The following is a 15,674-nucleotide window of genomic DNA, read 5'->3' as shown; positions in this document are numbered from 1 at the left end:
GATTACAGAAATCGATGTAGCCCCTTGCCGTATGCCTAAATAGGCGCGTCTGTACGGAGCAACCCGTACGTTGCTGAAGGAGCGACATCATGAAAACCCTTGCCATATTGCTTATCACCGCCACGACCTTGGCTGGATGCATTGTGGTTCCGCACGGTCACGGCGGCCGTGGCCACGGCGGGTACGGCTACGCACAACCGAGCCACCACCACGGCGGACATTACTCGGGACATCACGGTTCTCGTTATCGCCACTATCGCTAAAGATTTTCCCTACGGGAGATCGCTATGAAGACATTCAAACGCCTATCTGCCAGTGTGTTGATATCGGGCTCACTGGCCGTCGCATTACTTGCCCCGCTACCCGCAGCGGCCGCCGACGTTTCTATTAGTATTGGCGTCAACGCCTGGAACGAACCACCGCCACCGCTGCCCATCTACGAGCAGCCGATGATTCCGGGTCCGGACTATATCTGGACGCCCGGCTACTGGGCCCTAAACCGGGGGGGCTATTACTGGGTGCCCGGCGCCTGGAGTCTGCCGCCCTTTATGGGGGCGCTGTGGACCCCCGGCTACTGGGGCTATGTCAATAACGTCTATCGTTGGTATCCCGGCTACTGGGGCCAGCACGTCGGCTATTACGGCGGCATCAACTATGGGTTCGGCTATATCGGCTCGGGATATTCGGGCGGCTACTGGAAGGACCGACACTTCCACTACAACCGCGAGTACAACCGTATCGACACACGGCGTGTCAAACACGTCTACCACCGCAAGGTCGTCCATCACGTCGACAACCGCCGCATCAGCTATTACGGCGGCCGGGACGGTGTTCAACGTCGCCCCACTGACCGGGAAATGAGGGTCGACCGCGAGTATCGTCGGGCCGCCGAGGCACGCGATCACAAAGACCGTCGCCGAGACGCCGCCTACGACCGTCCGTCACATGACGGCCGTCCGAACGACCGTGCAGATCAGCGAGAACATTCTGACGCAAACCATCGTGACGGCGGTCGACGCAATCAGGAACACCAGCGATCGGACAGACGCGAGCAACAAGCTCGTCAGGAGAAGCAACACGAGCAGCGTCAGCAACAAGCTCGTCAACAGCAGCAGCACGAGCAGCGCCAGCAGCAAGCCCGTCAACAGCAGCAGCACGAGCAGCGCCAGCAGCAAGCCCGTCAACAGCAACAGCACGAGCAGCGCCAGCAACAAGCTCGTCAACAGCAGCAGCACGAGCAGCGCCAGCAGCAAGCCCGTCAACAGCAACAGCACGAGCAGCGCCAGCAGCAAGCCCGTCAACAGCAACAGCACGAGCAGCGCCAGCAGCAAGCNCGTCAACAGCAGCAGCACGAGCAGCGCCAGCAGCAAGCTCGTCAACAGCAGCAGCACGAGCAGCGCCAGCAGCAACAGCAAGCCCAGCGCCAGCAACAGGCCCGGCAACAGCAGGCGCGGCATTCTCAGGAATCACGTCAGCGGGGAGGCGACCGTGGTGGCCACCGGGGTGGCGAAGACCGCGGCGGTCGGGGCCGTGGGGATTGATTGCTCGTCGTCGATGTACGCGTAATGGCGCCTCAAAGAACGCGCAGCGTCGGGTTGCGTGTTCAAGGGATAATCAACGGGCCGCCATGGTTTCGGATGGTGGTGGCTGCCAGCCACCACCAAGCGCTCTGAACGCGGCGACGGCAGCACGCGCCAATTCAGTTTGTGCCTGAGCCTTCGCGTCCGAAGCCTGCAAAAGAGACGCGTCGGCGTACAGCATGTCGATCAGGCTCGCGGCGCCACGTTGATAAGCCGCGAATGAGGCCCCCCTTGCACGGGAAAACGATACCTCTCCTTGTGTCAAGGTCGTGGCTTGTTCCCCGCGATTCGTCAATGCCGAAAAAGCGTTCTCCACATCCTCGGTCGCACGCAGAACGGCTTGACGGTATGCGGCCAATGCCTCGGCCTCCTTTCCCTTCGCGAGATCGATCTGTGCATTGATGCGGCCGAAGTCGAAAAGCCGCCACCGCAATCCCAAGATGCCCACTGCTTGGCTCGCGCCGCTAGTGAACAGATTGCCGCTGGAAATCGTCGTAGCGCTTCCCAACAATCCACTCAGCGAGAACTTGGGGTAATACTCTGCGACCGCCTCGCCGATCCGGGCGTTGGTCGCCGCTAACCGGCGTTCGGCTACGATGAGGTCAGGGCGACGTTGGAGCAAGTCGGCGGGAGACCCCATATCGGTGATCGGTGGCATCACTGGAATCGGTGCGGCAGCTTCGAGTTCAATTCGATGCGTGCCTGGTGCAACACCCAGCATCACATCCAATGCGTTCATCGCCGCATCGAGGCCAGCCTGGAGAACGGGAACAGTTGCTTGAACCTGCGACAGCGCACCTTCCGTCTGTCGCACTTGATACTCGGCAGCCAGTCCCTTCCCGTAGAGTAGGCCGACTTTCTCCAGCAAGTCTTGCTGGGTTTTAACCTGCCGCCGGGCAATGTCGAGGCGGGTCTGCAGGCCCCGGATGGTGATGTAGATGTCCGCCGTCTGTGCGGCTACCGACAGCCGTGTCGCCACGGCGCCGGCTTGTGAGGCTTGGTAGTCCGCCTGCGCTGCTTCTTGACCGCGCCGCAGCCCCCCGAATACATCGGCTTCCCAGCTTGCACCCAGATTGATCTCATAGGCATTTCCCCATCTGTTATATCCAGGCGTCGCATTGAGCACCTGTCCCAACGGGGCTTCTACTGACTGCTGGGCACGAGCGGCCGAGCCACTGGCTACGCCAGACGGAAATAGGGTCGCATTGGCTGCCCCAAGGCCTGCACGTGCCTGGGTGACGCGAGCAGCTGCCTGCGCCAGATCCAGGTTCTGTTCAAGTGCCAACGACACGAATCGCGTCAGCAACGGATCGTCGAATCCTTGCCACCATGCAGCTAACTCGGCCGCAGACATGCTGCGGCCTTGTCCGGGTGACGCTTGCCCGATGTAGTGGCTCGGGAGAGGCGCAGCCGGTCGGCGATAGTCAGGGCCCACCGCGCAACCGGCCGTCACGCCGGCCAATAGCAAAAGAACGAGAAAGCGACGGGGAGGCATGATGATCCTTGGGGTTGCGATTTGCTGTGACCATAATACCAAATGGTCACTTGTTGTCAATCTTCTGTCCTCGCAGTAAGCTGATGCAATGACTAAGACACCTTCTCCCGCGCCCCAACTTCGGGGGCCTTCGGATCATGATGTCCGAGATCAAATCGTCGAGGCAGCGACCGAGTATTTCGGTCTTTACGGCTATGAAAAAACGACCGTCTCCGATCTGGCGAAGGCGATCGGCTTTTCCAAGGCGTATATCTACAAATTCTTCGACTCCAAACAGGCGATTGGCGAAGTCATTTGTGCCAACCGTCTGAGCGCGATCATGGTGGCTGTCGATCAAGCCACTGCCGACGTGTCCTCCGCGTCCGAGCGGTTTCGCCGAATGTTCAAAGTATTGGTGGAAGCTGGCAGCGACCTGTTTTTTCATGACCGCAAGCTCTACGACATCGCCGCGACTTCGGCCAGAGAATCCTGGCCGTCTGCTCGTGCCTACGAGAGCCACCTCAAAAGCCTGGTCTTACAGATCGTGCGCGACGGCCGCGAGTTGGGCGAGTTCGAGCGTAAGACCCCGCTGGACGAGGCCGCCAATGCGATCTACTTGGTGATGCGTCCATACATCAATCCGCTGTTGTTGCAGCACAACCTGGTCAGTGCCTCCGAGGCGACTCCTCAGCTTTCCAGTTTGATATTACGTAGCCTGGCACCTTGACTGCGCCAATGTGACTATTGACTATTTTAGTCACTTGAATAAAATGAGAGCCCTATTTCGTCAGGAAGGGTTCCCATGCTTCGGCGCCAGCTCGTCTCGTATGTCATCTGTCTGTTGCCGCTTGTCCTAACCGGATGCGGCGACAACAACGCCTTTGATCCGCGCACGGAGTCCCCCCTGGTCAGGGTAGATGCGGTTCAAGATGCATCTGCCGCGTCACGATCATTCACGGGTGTCGTGGCTGCCCGGGTTCAAGTCGACCTGGGCTTTCGCGTACCCGGCAAAGTATTAGAGCGTCTCGTCGATACCGGGCAGACCGTCAAGCGTGGCCAGCCTCTCATGCGCATGGACCCGATCGATCTGGAATTGCAGGCGCGAGCGCAGCAAGAGGCAGTTGCGGCAGCTCGGGCGCGTGCCAAGCAAACGTCCGACGATGAAGCGCGTTATCGCGATCTGGTCGCCGAGGGCGCTGTTTCGGCGTCCACATACGATCAAATCAAAGCCGCGGCTGACGCGGCGCGGGCGCAGCTCAAAGCGACCGAGGCCCAAGCCGACGTCGCCAGGAATGCGTCGAGCTACGCTATCCTGACGGCCGATGCGAACGGCGTCGTTGTGGAGACACTGGCCGAGCCGGGGCAAGTCGTGAGTGCTGGGCAGCCCGTCATGCGCCTGGCGCGGGCAGGACAGCGCGAAGCCATCGTGCATTTGCCCGAAACGCTACGACCGACCGTGGGGTCACTTGCCCAGGCGAGGCTGTACGGCAAACAGCAGGCTACCGTATCGGCAGAATTGCGACAGCTATCTGATGCGGCGGATCGCGCAACCCGCACTTACGAGGCCAGGTATGTCCTTCAAGACGTGCTCGCCAACGCACCATTGGGCGCAACCGTCACTATCGAGATTCCAGACAACATCACGTCCATGCAGCTGCTTCAGGTGCCGATCAGCGCCTTGTTCGATCCGGGCAATGGAACAGGTGTTTGGGTCGTCCAGGGCCAGCCGGCAAAGGTAACGTGGCGATCCATACAAGTTCTGGAATTGAGCGATGACGCTGCACGAGTGAATGGCAATCTCAAGCTCGGCGAGCAGGTTGTATCGCTGGGTGCTCATCTGCTTCATGAAGGAGAGCAGGTGAGATTGCTCAGCCAGCACGAAGCCTCGGCCACCGGAGGCCGTCCATGAGCGAAGGCCGTTTCAATCTCTCTGCGCATGCCGTCCGCGAGCGTTCCATTACGCTCTTCCTGATCATTCTGATCTCGATCGCGGGCCTTCTTGCGTTCTTCCAGCTAGGTCGTGCGGAAGACCCGCCCTTCACCGTCAAACAAATGACTGTCATTACCGCGTGGCCCGGTGCGACTGCGCAGGAGATGCAGGATCAGGTGACCGAGCCACTGGAAAAGCGCATGCAGGAACTACGCTGGTACGACCGCACGGAAACCTACACCCGCCCAGGATTGGCCTTCACCGTTGTCTCCTTGCGTGACAGTACGCCGCCTGCAGAGGTCCAGGAGCAGTTTTATCAAGCTCGCAAAAAGCTGGGGGACGAATCCAGGAATCTACCGAACGGCGTCATAGGGCCAATAATCAATGACGAATTTTCGGACGTTACGTTTGCACTCTTTGCCCTGAAAGCCAAAGGCGAACCACAACGGCTACTGGTACGTGATGCGGAATCTCTGCGACAGCAGTTGCTGCATGTGCCGGGCGTGAAGAAGGTCAACATCATTGGCGAGCAGTCCGAACGCATTTTCGTTTCTTTTTCCCATGACCGACTGGCAACACTGGGCGTTGCGCCGCAAGACATTTTTGCCGCCCTCAACAGCCAGAACGTACTAACTCCCGCTGGCTCCATCGACACTGACGGGCCACAGGTCTTCCTTCGTCTGGATGGCGCGTTCGATAAACTGGAGAAAATTCGTGAAACCCCGATCACGGCGCAGGGGCGAACACTAAAACTTTCGGATGTAGCGACGGTTGAACGCGGCCACGAAGACCCGGCAACCTTTCTGGTACGCAATAACGGTGAGCCGGCGTTGTTGCTAGGGGTTGTGATGCGTGACGGCTGGAACGGCCTGGACTTGGGCCAAGCGCTCGACGTAGAGACCAGCAAAATTAACGCCGGCCTGCCCTTGGGCATGACACTGACCAAAGTGAGCGACCAGTCCGTCAACATCAGCTCGGCGGTCGACGAGTTCATGGTCAAATTCTTCGTTGCGCTGCTTGTCGTGATGGTGGTCTGCTTCATCAGCATGGGCTGGCACGTCGGTATCGTCGTCGCAGCAGCGGTACCCCTAACACTGGCCGCCGTCTTTGTAGTCATGGCTGCCACAGGCAAGAACTTCGACCGTATCACCCTTGGTTCGTTGATTCTGGCATTGGGTCTGCTAGTAGACGATGCCATCATCGCCATCGAAATGATGGTAGTAAAAATGGAGGAAGGCTATAGCCGCGTCACGGCATCGGCCTATGCTTGGAGCCATACAGCAGCCCCCATGCTTTCCGGCACGCTGATCACGGCCATCGGATTCATGCCCAACGGATTCGCACACTCAACAGCGGGCGAGTACACCAGCAACATGTTCTGGATCGTCGGCATCGCCTTGATTGCCTCTTGGGTCGTCGCAGTGGCGTTCACGCCCTACCTCGGGGTAAAGATGTTGCCAAAGATCAAAAAGGTGGAAGGTGGGCCCGCAGCTATCTACAACACCCGCAACTACAACCGACTCCGTCAGGTATTGGTTCGCATCATTGCGCGTAAATGGCTGGTTGCCGGAACCGTTGTGGGACTATTCGTGGCGGCTATTCTGGGAATGGGGTTGGTCAACAAGCAGTTCTTCCCGAGTTCCGACCGACCCGAGGTACTTGTCGAAGTGCAAATGCCGTATGGAACGTCGATTGAACAAACCAGTGCCACGACGACAAAGATCGAAGATTGGTTGAGAAAGCAAAAAGAAACAAAAATCGTAACGTCCTACATTGGCCAGGGGGCACCGCGTTTTTATCTGGCCATGTCGCCTGAATTACCCGATCCCTCATTCGCCAAAATCGTCGTGCTGACAGGTAGTCAAGAGGAACGAGACGCTCTCAAACTTCGGCTGCGCCAAGCCGCAGCGGATGGTTTGGCTTCTGAAGCCCGGGTACGTGTCACGCAACTCGTGTTCGGTCCATATTCACCATTCCCAGTCGCCTATCGGGTCATGGGGCCGGACCCCAACAAACTGCGCGCTATTGCAGCGCAGGCTGAAGCCGTCATGCAAGCGAGTTCCATGATGCGGACAGTCAACACGGATTGGGGATCACGCGTACCGACCTTGCACCTCACGCTTGACCAAGATCGACTTCAAGCGATCGGCTTGACCTCCAATTCAGTGGCTTTGCAGTTGCAGTTTCTGCTGACTGGCGTGCCGCTTACAGAAGTTCGCGAAGACATTCGCTCGGTACAGGTAGTAGGTCGTGCGGCGAGCGACATCAGGCTCGATCCAGCAAAGATCGCCGGTTTTACCTTGGTGGGATCAGCAGGGCAACGCATCCCCTTGTCTCAGGTGGGAATCGTCGATGTGCGAATGGAAGATCCCATTTTGCGGCGTCGGGATCGCACGCCAACCATCACGGTACGGGGCGATATCGCGGAGGGCTTGCAGCCACCGGATGTTTCCGCCGCCATTCTGAAAAAACTGCAGCCCGTCATCGACCAACTGCCGCCGGGTTATCGGATCGAGCAAGCCGGTGCGATCGAAGAATCGGGAAAGGCCAGTACGGCCATGCTGCCGCTATTCCCAATCATGATCGCGCTCACCCTGCTAATCATCATCTTTCAGGTGCGTTCGATTTCGGCAATGGTCATGGTGTTTGCCACGAGTCCACTCGGCTTAATCGGCGTAGTGCCGACCCTGCTCATATTCCAACAGCCGTTTGGCATCAATGCACTCGTTGGCTTGATCGCCCTGTCCGGCATCTTGATGCGCAACACCTTGATTCTGATTGGTCAAATTCACCATAACGAGAAGGAAGGGCTAGATCCGTTTCGTGCCGTCGTTGAGGCTACGGTGCAACGTGCCCGCCCAGTACTGTTGACGGCATTGGCGGCGATTCTGGCATTCATTCCACTGACGCATTCCGTGTTCTGGGGAACGCTGGCCTATACCCTAATTGGCGGAACATTCGGCGGAACGATTCTGACCTTGGTTTTCCTCCCGGCGATGTATGCCATCTGGTTCAAGATCAAGCCTGGTTCCACCGGTTTGGCATGACGACCACCGCACATACCTCTTAACAAGGCCGCAATATGTCGCCGGCCTCATCCGCGCATAAGTTGTCAGCGCTGACCGTCCCGCCAAGCCACGTCACTTGGCTGCCGCGCCTGCCGCCAACTGATCAAATTGCTGATCCAGTTCCGCCAACGAGGCGTTGATATGATCGCGACGCGCTTTGATCCAGGTCGTCTGCTCCGTCAAGCGCGCTTGCGCTTCCTTGAGCATTCGCTGCATTTCGGCGGGCTGTGGACCGCCCGACGTCTGACGATTCTTGACGATCGCCACCGGATCCAGAGTCGACCGAAACTCGGCCTCACTCATGGGCAACTCGGCGGGATAGTCCGCGCCCTTTACGGCTTCGGCATAGATACGTCGCGCCTGATCGTAGGGGAAGTCCAGCGGCTTGATGTTGTTGGCCTTGGCATAGCTCACGACCTCTGAGGCAAAGTGATGCCCCACGCGAAACGGCAGCTTGTATTGACGCATGAGGACGTCGGCCAACTCCTGTGACGCTGTCCAATCGCTATTCAACTCCTCGAGTGCGCGCTCCGGACTGACAACCAACGCCTTCAGGACGCGGTCCCAGCGCTTTAACACCGTAATAGCGCTGTCCACCATGGCGGTATTTTGCTCGGTGTCCTTGGGGTCGCTCATTCCCGGGGTAATGTTGTGCGTCTGCCAGACCGGCCCCATTGCCAGGGTCACGGCCGTCGAGGCGTCGCTACGCGTGCTATTTAACAAGCCCGGATTACGCTTTTGCGGCATCGCGCTGGAAACATAGGTATTGCCGCCACCCTCTTGCAGCAGAATCCATGGGCGTGGCTGCGCATACTGCGTCATCACGTCTTCAATAAAGTTGCCGGCATGCAGGGCAATGCTCGTGACAATCGCCCCCACCTCGACAGGCTGATCCATCGACGAGATCTGCGACGCATCATAGGCATTATCGACCAGCGCAGTGAACCCCAGGTACTGCGCCATGCGTTTGCGATCCAGCGGCCAACTGGTGCCATTGAGCACCGTCGTGCCCATGGGAGACCGGTCAATACGGACGTAGGCTTCACGAATGCGCTGCGCGTCGCGATCCAGCGCAGCCGCGTGGCCCAACAGATAATGACCGTAGCTATTGGGCTGCGCCGCCACACCATTGGTGTAGTTGGGCACAATCGTGTCGGCATGCTTTGCCGCCTGTTTGACCAGGGTCGTAGACGTAGCCTGCAGCTGATCGGCCAACGCCAGCAGATTATCGCGCAATATCGCGCTGCGATAGGTAGCATGCATGTCCTGGCTCGAGCGGCCGGCGTGCAACAACGTGATGTCCTGGCCCGCCGCCTTGATCAATAACGGCTCAAACGTAATCACGGTAGAGGGCCGTTTCGCGCCGGGCTGATTCCCCTCGTCGATGACCTTGGCAACACCTGCGGCCAGTCGCGCACCCAGGGCTTGATCCAATAGCCCCTGCTCGGTGTTGATCACCGCCGTCGCCTTGTTCATCTCCCCAAGCCAGAAAAACGGGTCGCGCACGGGTTCGGCGGCAGCTGTCGCCGGAGCGGCACCCGCGGGCGCGGCGGATTTAGCCGTAGCCGGCTGCTGTGCCCACGCACCCGCGCTGACAACCGAAAAACAAAGTACAGCGCTCAAAATACCAGGGGAATAATGTCTCATATGTTCTCGTTCTGGGCAGGTTATCCGTGGGGAGGGGCAAGCGATTAGTGTACTGATTAACGCGGCACTGCTGAATCGTCCTTGTCGTCGCCAAAATCACCGATCTCGACCGGATTCGGCGTTTCGCCCCAGCGCGGAACATTGGGCATATCCAGGCCAAAAGAATCTAGCGCGCGTCCCAATGAATGATCGACGATGTCCTCAATGGATTTGGGATTCGTATAGAACGCGGGGACAGGCGGATGAATGATGGCGCCCATCTCGGTCGCACTCAACATATTGCGCAGATGGCCCGCATGCAACGGTGTCTCGCGCACCATCATCACTAATGTGCGCCGCTCTTTGAGCACGACATCCGCGGCGCGCGTCAGCAATGACGTCGTCACCCCCGTGGCCACCTCGGCCAGCGTACGTACGGAACACGGTGCAATCAACATTCCCATCGTACGAAACGACCCGCTGGCGATCGCCGCGCCGACATCATTAATGGGATAGACAACATCCGCCAGCTCATGCAGATCACGACGGCTCAGTTGGGTCTCGTATTCACGTGTCATTTCTCCGGCCCGCGACACCACCAGATGTGTCTCGATGCCAAGCTCGCGCAACACTTGCAGTGCGCGAATACCGTAAACCACCCCGGTTGCGCCGGTAATACCCACGATCAGACGGCGCGGGGAATTGGACTGCTTCATTCTTTGGCCTTAAAAAATAGCGACAAACCGTCAGCGCCATCATAGCCGCCTGCGGCGCCTGCCTGAACAACGATCACACCGCCGGCACCAGTTCTATGCGTCGCCGCACCGCGGCATCGACGGCCTCGCGTGAGTACAGCAGCGGCACATATCGCCCACGGCACCAGCTCGACGCCATGTCCGCATAGTGCGGGCTGGCGGGATCCCCCGACTGGCCTGGCGCGTTGATGGCCACGCTGCCGTCCCAGGCCCCGACATCCATGACCAATCGCACTGACGCACCGATCGTGGCGCGGAAATCGCTCATGCGATAAGAGGTATTCATCACGGTATAGGGCGACCCGCCCACCGGATACGGGCCGGCATTCCACAACCGCTGGGCCTGCGGATCCAGTCGTCCCACAGCATGTTCAAAAAACCCGTGATGCAATGCGCCCCATGCCCACCCCTGCACGCGCGGCCCCAGTTCGCGCACGCAAAAAGCGTAGGCGCGCGCCAGCGTGTCTCGCATCAAGGCGTTACGCCCGGTAAAAGCGTTGGATTGCGCCGGATCGATGAGATCAAGCAACGTCGTCACGTCGCCGGGCTCCAACAATGGCCGTACCACGGGATCGTTGGAAAAATGATCCAGCAACGCAGGCCGCAGAAATTTTGCCCACCAAACCTCGCACAGCGCCGCCGCCGCACTGTCCGGATCCAGATGGCCACTCCAGGCATGCAACAACCGCCATCCCAAGTCCGCCTCATCCTGACCTGACGACGGTTGCGGCATAAAGGAGGCCAAGACCTTACATAGCCGCTGCGCGGGCAGCGACAACGTATCGCACTGCAAGTCCATCGATCCCTGCACCGTATGTGCCGTGCTGGCAGACAACACCGTATCGATGCGCGCGGCGCGCGAAGGGTCCGCCCACTCGTAGCTCACATGCCGATCGCCCCAATCCTCGCCTGCGGGTAGCTTGTTCTCGTTGGCGCTCGCCACATAGCCACAAGGTGGATCCTGCAAGCTGGGCAATCCGTCACCCGGCCAGAAACCTTCCCATTCGTATCGGCCATCTCCCGGCACCGGCAATAGTCCGTCCCAATGGCGCCGGCGCGGCCATTTGCCTGCCGCGACCCATGCGATATGGCCCGAGGTATCGGCATAAACATGATTGACGGCGGGGACCGACCAGTTTTTTAACGCCTGGCGATACTGCGCCAGATCCGTCGCCGTCATTATCCCCAGGCTGTTGTAATACGGCGCGCTGCCGGGCTCCGTCCAGACCGTGCGCAGGGCATACGCCAGATGCCGATCGGTATCGATCCAGGTCACCGGGCCATGGCGTGTATAGCAAAGCTCGACATCAACATCTGCCTGCCCTTTGACGGCGATCACCTCACGCTCGACACGCAGCGACTCCCAGCCATCGCCATAGCGATAACGGCTGGGGTCGTCCGGATGCAGCGTCACGACCACCAAGTCCTCCTGGTCCATCATCAACAACGTCAGTCCGAAAGCGATCGTGCCGTTATGGCCGATGCAGATACCGGGTTGGGCGGGCTCGCCCGCGCCGGCCACATCCAAGCCCGGCGCCTGCAAATGCACCAGATATCGCAACGACGGCATGGAGTACGCCCGGTGCGGGTCGCTCGCCAAAATCGGTCGACCTGTCGCCGTGTGCGTAGGGGCAATCGCCCAGTTGTTGGAGCCTTCGGCATCCATGTCGAGGCAAACCTCGCCATTCACGTCGGGCTTGCGCCATCGCCAAGCGTCCTCGGGCCGGCATGCCAAACGCTCGGCCGAAAACGTCACCGGCGCGCACGCCAGCTTTAGCGCGTCCAGCGCAAGCTCGTCCAGACTGGATAAATCCAGCCCCGGCGTCACCTGTGGTGCACGTGCAGGCTCGATGGAACGACGCAATAGATCTGTCTGTGCATCCGCCGCAGCCATGACGAGACCACGCTTAAGCTCAAAATCCGCATTGCGCATCAACGAATGCGATCGAATGCGCACCACGTCATCGGCCTGCCAATGCTGGGGCCGTGTATTCAGTCGATGAAACTCGGGCGGCAGACGCTGCGGATCTTGCAACACGTAGTCCACGTACGCGTTAATGCCATCGACAAAGGCCTGGGCGATCTCGCGTGACTCAGGATGCGTGTAGGCCTGCCATTCGGCCTGCATATCGCCACGGTACAAAAACAAACGCGCCGCACGATCCTGCTCGAGATAGCCAGGCCCAAAATCGGCAGACAGCAACCCCAGGCCACGCTTGCGCCACAGGTCTATCTGCCAGAGTCGATCGCGAGCGGCATTGAAACCCTGGGCCACAAACGCGTCGCGCACATGCTGGGCGCGAATATGCGAAATACCCCACGTATCAATGAGGATATCCACCGGCCCCGCCAGCCCCGCCACCTCGTGTACACCCGCTGAATGCATGCCCCCTCCGTGTCAGACCCGCGCCTGTGATGCCGACGCCAAGTGGGTAGTTTGCCATCACTCACCGCGAGCACGCCAACCATCACGCGTATCCGTTATCCATATCTGGATAGCCCGTTTTTCCGAACAAATCAGACCGATCTATTTGATTACCCCAAAAAATGGAATGATGTTCTCAAAAAATAAGGGTTTATCCCAATTCACAATCAGCGCAGACTTCAGCCATCGGGAAAGCAAACGAACCTCGACGGATTCGCCGCCGGATTCTCCCAAGATCAATAGACAAATGGAGGTCTGATCATGAAAACCCTGACTACTACCCTACTAGTTTCGCTGAGCCTATTGAGTGCCGGTGCTTATGCCGCCTCGCCCAATATCGAACCGAACAACGTCCCCTTCCAAGGCGTCTATGGACAAGCGGATGCCAACGCCCCGACGCGTGCCCAGGTCGCGGCTGATCTGGCTCAAGCCAAAGCCAACGGCCAATACACGTTTGGTGAAGAGGACTACCCCGTCGCCGTCGCTGCCAGCACCCCTGGCAAGAGCCGCGAACAGGTTCGCGCCGAACTCGCGCAAGCCAAAGCGAATGGCCAGTACACCTTTGGTGAAGAGGACTACCCCCCTGTCGTTCGTTAATCAGGGCTCGTGGCCGCCTTTCGGAGCCGTTGCGTAAACCAGTGATCTATCGCTATTTTGCCCGGCCCCCATGTGACGATCGCGAAGGCCATGGCCGCCCACGTCACGTGCACCGGCCACCCCTCGGGGACGGTTAATTGAATGACGCAGGTCATCAACAACAGGCCTACACCGGCAAATCGTGCGCCAAGCCCCAGTACCAGTAAGATCGGCAGCACAATCTCGGCACAACCAGAAAGAAAGGCCATGATCTCTGGCGCTGGATAGGCGTATGGCCCTCCCGGCAGATGCAGCTTGAATTCGTCGGTAAACAGATAGATCGCCGTGTCATTTAACTGAAGGAACCCCTGCCACTTCAGGACACCCGACATCCAGAACGGCACCGCCAACGCCCCCCGCAGCAACAGTTGCGCCAAGGATGGCACGGCAAAACGTCGGATGATGTGCAACGGCTTATCGATCAACGGATAAGGGTGGCCTGTATCGCTGGCAACATGAAGCATCTCGTTCAACCTTAAAAGTGAATGTCCGTGAACGCCCCGGCTGAGATCATTGCCGCCATATTCTGCGCAAGATCAAAATCGGCGTATTCCCTCGCTGCGATCTGAACGGCGTGCGCCAGGGGTTGCCCGGTCACCATCGCCGAGAGAAACGCCGCCCCTCCGGGGGCAAGCCGGGACACGATGACCTCGCCATCGGGACGCGTAATCAATGCATCCTCTTGATCGCTGGAACATAACGGCGAAACGGGCCCCTCTTGCTTGTTCATCACAAAGATCGCCACTGCCGGATAGCGTGATCGCACGATACGGGTCGCAGGATGCGCGACGAATCGCACACCATCCAACTCGGCAGCATCAACCGCGGCCAGGCGATCAAACGACAGCGGCGAGCTATCTGCTGCGTGATACGCGTCCAGCCAGGCACGCTCGACACGCGCCGTATCCGCCAGCCAGGGCATCTCACGCGCGTACGCGTAGCGTTCGATAAATTCCGGGAAATCCCGCCCATACTCAAACAGCAATGGAGACGAAGGCGGACTGGCGCGCACATAAAACCGTGCCATGGCGCGAAAGAAGGTTTCTCCGGTAATACGCTGAATCGCCGGGTAAATAGCCACCAGCGCATCGATCAAACTGACGGTCACATTATTGCGATAGACGTTGTATCGCCGCTGTGCGGCACCATCGACGCGCGACACGATATCCGTCGGCGCGTCAATCAACGGATGGGTCAGGCCAGGTACGAAGCGATCTTCGAATGCTTCGTGCATGCCGGAAGTCAGTGTTTCAGCAGGCATACTCAAGACTCCCCCCCACCACGCTCAACGTATGCATCAATCCGCGCGCCTTTTCCGCCTGGTCGCGCAACACCTGCCATTCGGGCAGTTGGCTGTCCCACTCAATCAAGGTAGGAACCGGGCCCGTGCGTGCAATCACGGACTCGTACAAACGCCAGACTTCATCAGAAACAGGGCAATCGTGGCTGTCGATCAACAGCAACTCCTCGCGATCGTCAAGCTGTCGTGTATGGCCGGCCAGGTGAATCTCTGCGACATGCTCGCATGCGAGCTGCGCCAGATATGCCGATGCCGAATACGCATGATTCGTGGCTGACACGAATACATTATTGACATCCAATAGCAAGCCACATCCGGACCGCCGCAGTACCTCGTTCATGAAATCGGGTTCGCTCATCGTCGATGAGGCGAACGTGACATAGGTCGCGGGATTTTCCAGCAACAACGGACGGTGGATCGCCGCCTGTACCTGATCAATATGCTCACAGACATGCGTCAATGTCTCGCGAGTGTAGGGCAGCGGCAATAGGTCATTAAAAAAAAGTCCCTCATGCGTCGACCACGCCAGATGCTCGGAAACCAGCATCGGTTGATATTGATCCACCACACGACGAAAGCGTTCGAGGTGCTGGGCGTTCAGCGGTTGGCTCGCGCCGATGGACATCCCGACGCCATGGACCGACAGCGGATAATCGCGCCGAATACCTTCTAGCGCCCGGTGCGCGGGACCGCCGTCGCCCATGTAGTTCTCGGCATGCACCTCGAAAAACCCATGCGTCAGGCCCTGCTCTGCGATGGCCGGCAGATGCTCGTGCTTGAAACTCGTACCGACCAGCGCCCGCGTTGAATCCCTGCACGTGCGGGAAGGCCAATGAGCACGCTTGCCGCCAAGACTCGGTAATGTGCTCATGGCAACTCC

The 15,674-nt window shown here is 59.0% G+C and carries 12 protein-coding genes and 1 pseudogene; 6 read left to right on the top strand and 7 right to left on the bottom strand.

What is annotated here, in order from left to right; all coding sequences use genetic code 11:
- Positions 1-89: 89 nt before the first annotated feature.
- Positions 90-263, top strand: a complete 174-nt coding sequence (locus ACNAZS_RS13865; RefSeq protein WP_415790198.1) for a hypothetical protein — start codon at positions 90-92, stop codon at positions 261-263.
- A 24-nt stretch (positions 264-287) separates the two neighbouring features.
- Positions 288-1,333, top strand: a pseudogene (locus tag ACNAZS_RS13860) (YXWGXW repeat-containing protein); the annotation flags it as partial.
- Between the two features lie 281 nt (positions 1,334-1,614).
- Here ACNAZS_RS13860 and ACNAZS_RS13855 read toward each other — a convergent pair.
- Positions 1,615-3,075, bottom strand: coding sequence for an efflux transporter outer membrane subunit (locus tag ACNAZS_RS13855; protein WP_415790196.1), 1,461 nt, complete (start codon positions 3,073-3,075; stop codon positions 1,615-1,617).
- 88 nt (positions 3,076-3,163) lie between these two features.
- Here ACNAZS_RS13855 and ACNAZS_RS13850 point away from each other — a divergent pair, with 88 nt between their 5' ends.
- The 3 genes from ACNAZS_RS13850 to ACNAZS_RS13840 all read left to right on the top strand — a co-directional run bounded on the left by ACNAZS_RS13850 (position 3,164) and on the right by ACNAZS_RS13840 (position 8,031).
- Positions 3,164-3,781, top strand: coding sequence for a TetR/AcrR family transcriptional regulator (locus ACNAZS_RS13850; RefSeq protein WP_415790194.1), 618 nt, complete (start codon positions 3,164-3,166; stop codon positions 3,779-3,781).
- Positions 3,782-3,856: 75 nt separating this feature from the next.
- Positions 3,857-4,963 (top strand): efflux RND transporter periplasmic adaptor subunit, encoded by a 1,107-nt coding sequence (locus ACNAZS_RS13845; protein ID WP_415790192.1) that lies wholly within the window; start codon positions 3,857-3,859, stop codon positions 4,961-4,963.
- Positions 4,960-8,031, top strand: a complete 3,072-nt coding sequence (locus tag ACNAZS_RS13840) for an efflux RND transporter permease subunit (protein ID WP_415790190.1) — start codon at positions 4,960-4,962, stop codon at positions 8,029-8,031. The genes ACNAZS_RS13845 and ACNAZS_RS13840 overlap by 4 nt, the downstream gene beginning before the upstream one ends.
- A 93-nt stretch (positions 8,032-8,124) precedes the next feature.
- Here ACNAZS_RS13840 and ACNAZS_RS13835 read toward each other — a convergent pair whose 3' ends face one another.
- From ACNAZS_RS13835 to ACNAZS_RS13825, 3 genes are all read right to left on the bottom strand, one after another.
- A complete protein-coding gene (locus ACNAZS_RS13835; protein WP_415790188.1) occupies positions 8,125-9,699 on the bottom strand; it encodes an argininosuccinate lyase in 1,575 nt (524 codons plus the stop codon).
- Between the two features lie 56 nt (positions 9,700-9,755).
- Complete coding sequence (locus ACNAZS_RS13830; RefSeq protein ID WP_415790186.1) at positions 9,756-10,394, bottom strand: UbiX family flavin prenyltransferase; 639 nt, start codon at positions 10,392-10,394, stop codon at positions 9,756-9,758.
- A 73-nt stretch (positions 10,395-10,467) separates the two neighbouring features.
- Positions 10,468-12,819, bottom strand: coding sequence for a penicillin acylase family protein (locus ACNAZS_RS13825; protein WP_415790184.1), 2,352 nt, complete (start codon positions 12,817-12,819; stop codon positions 10,468-10,470).
- Between the two features lie 300 nt (positions 12,820-13,119).
- On the opposite strand from ACNAZS_RS13825, the gene ACNAZS_RS13820 reads away from it, so the two are divergent.
- Entirely contained in the window at positions 13,120-13,455 is a 336-nt protein-coding gene (locus ACNAZS_RS13820; protein WP_415790182.1) for a DUF4148 domain-containing protein, read from the top strand.
- Here ACNAZS_RS13820 and ACNAZS_RS13815 read toward each other — a convergent pair.
- The 3 genes from ACNAZS_RS13815 to bufB are packed head-to-tail and all read right to left on the bottom strand — an operon-like array spanning position 13,452 to position 15,665.
- Positions 13,452-13,958 carry a DoxX family protein gene (locus tag ACNAZS_RS13815; RefSeq protein ID WP_415790180.1) on the bottom strand — a complete coding sequence of 169 codons (507 nt, stop codon included), beginning with the start codon at positions 13,956-13,958 and terminating at the stop codon, positions 13,452-13,454. The two genes, ACNAZS_RS13820 and ACNAZS_RS13815, sit on opposite strands and share 4 nt — an antisense overlap.
- An 11-nt stretch (positions 13,959-13,969) precedes the next feature.
- Positions 13,970-14,755: an HvfC/BufC family peptide modification chaperone gene (locus ACNAZS_RS13810; protein ID WP_415790178.1), complete on the bottom strand. Its 786-nt coding sequence runs from the start codon at positions 14,753-14,755 to the stop codon at positions 13,970-13,972.
- The gene (gene bufB / locus ACNAZS_RS13805) at positions 14,745-15,665 is read right to left on the bottom strand and encodes an MNIO family bufferin maturase (protein ID WP_415790176.1); all 921 of its coding nucleotides are present in this window, start codon (positions 15,663-15,665) and stop codon (positions 14,745-14,747) included. The genes ACNAZS_RS13810 and bufB overlap by 11 nt, the downstream gene beginning before the upstream one ends.
- Positions 15,666-15,674 lie beyond the last annotated feature (9 nt).

It is taken from the genome of Bordetella tumulicola, assembly GCF_965138755.1.
GTDB lineage: Bacteria > Pseudomonadota > Gammaproteobacteria > Burkholderiales > Burkholderiaceae_B > Bordetella_A > Bordetella_A tumulicola.
The sequence above is the reverse complement of the archived record's forward strand: the minus strand, read 5'-3'. Positions and strand labels throughout refer to the sequence as shown.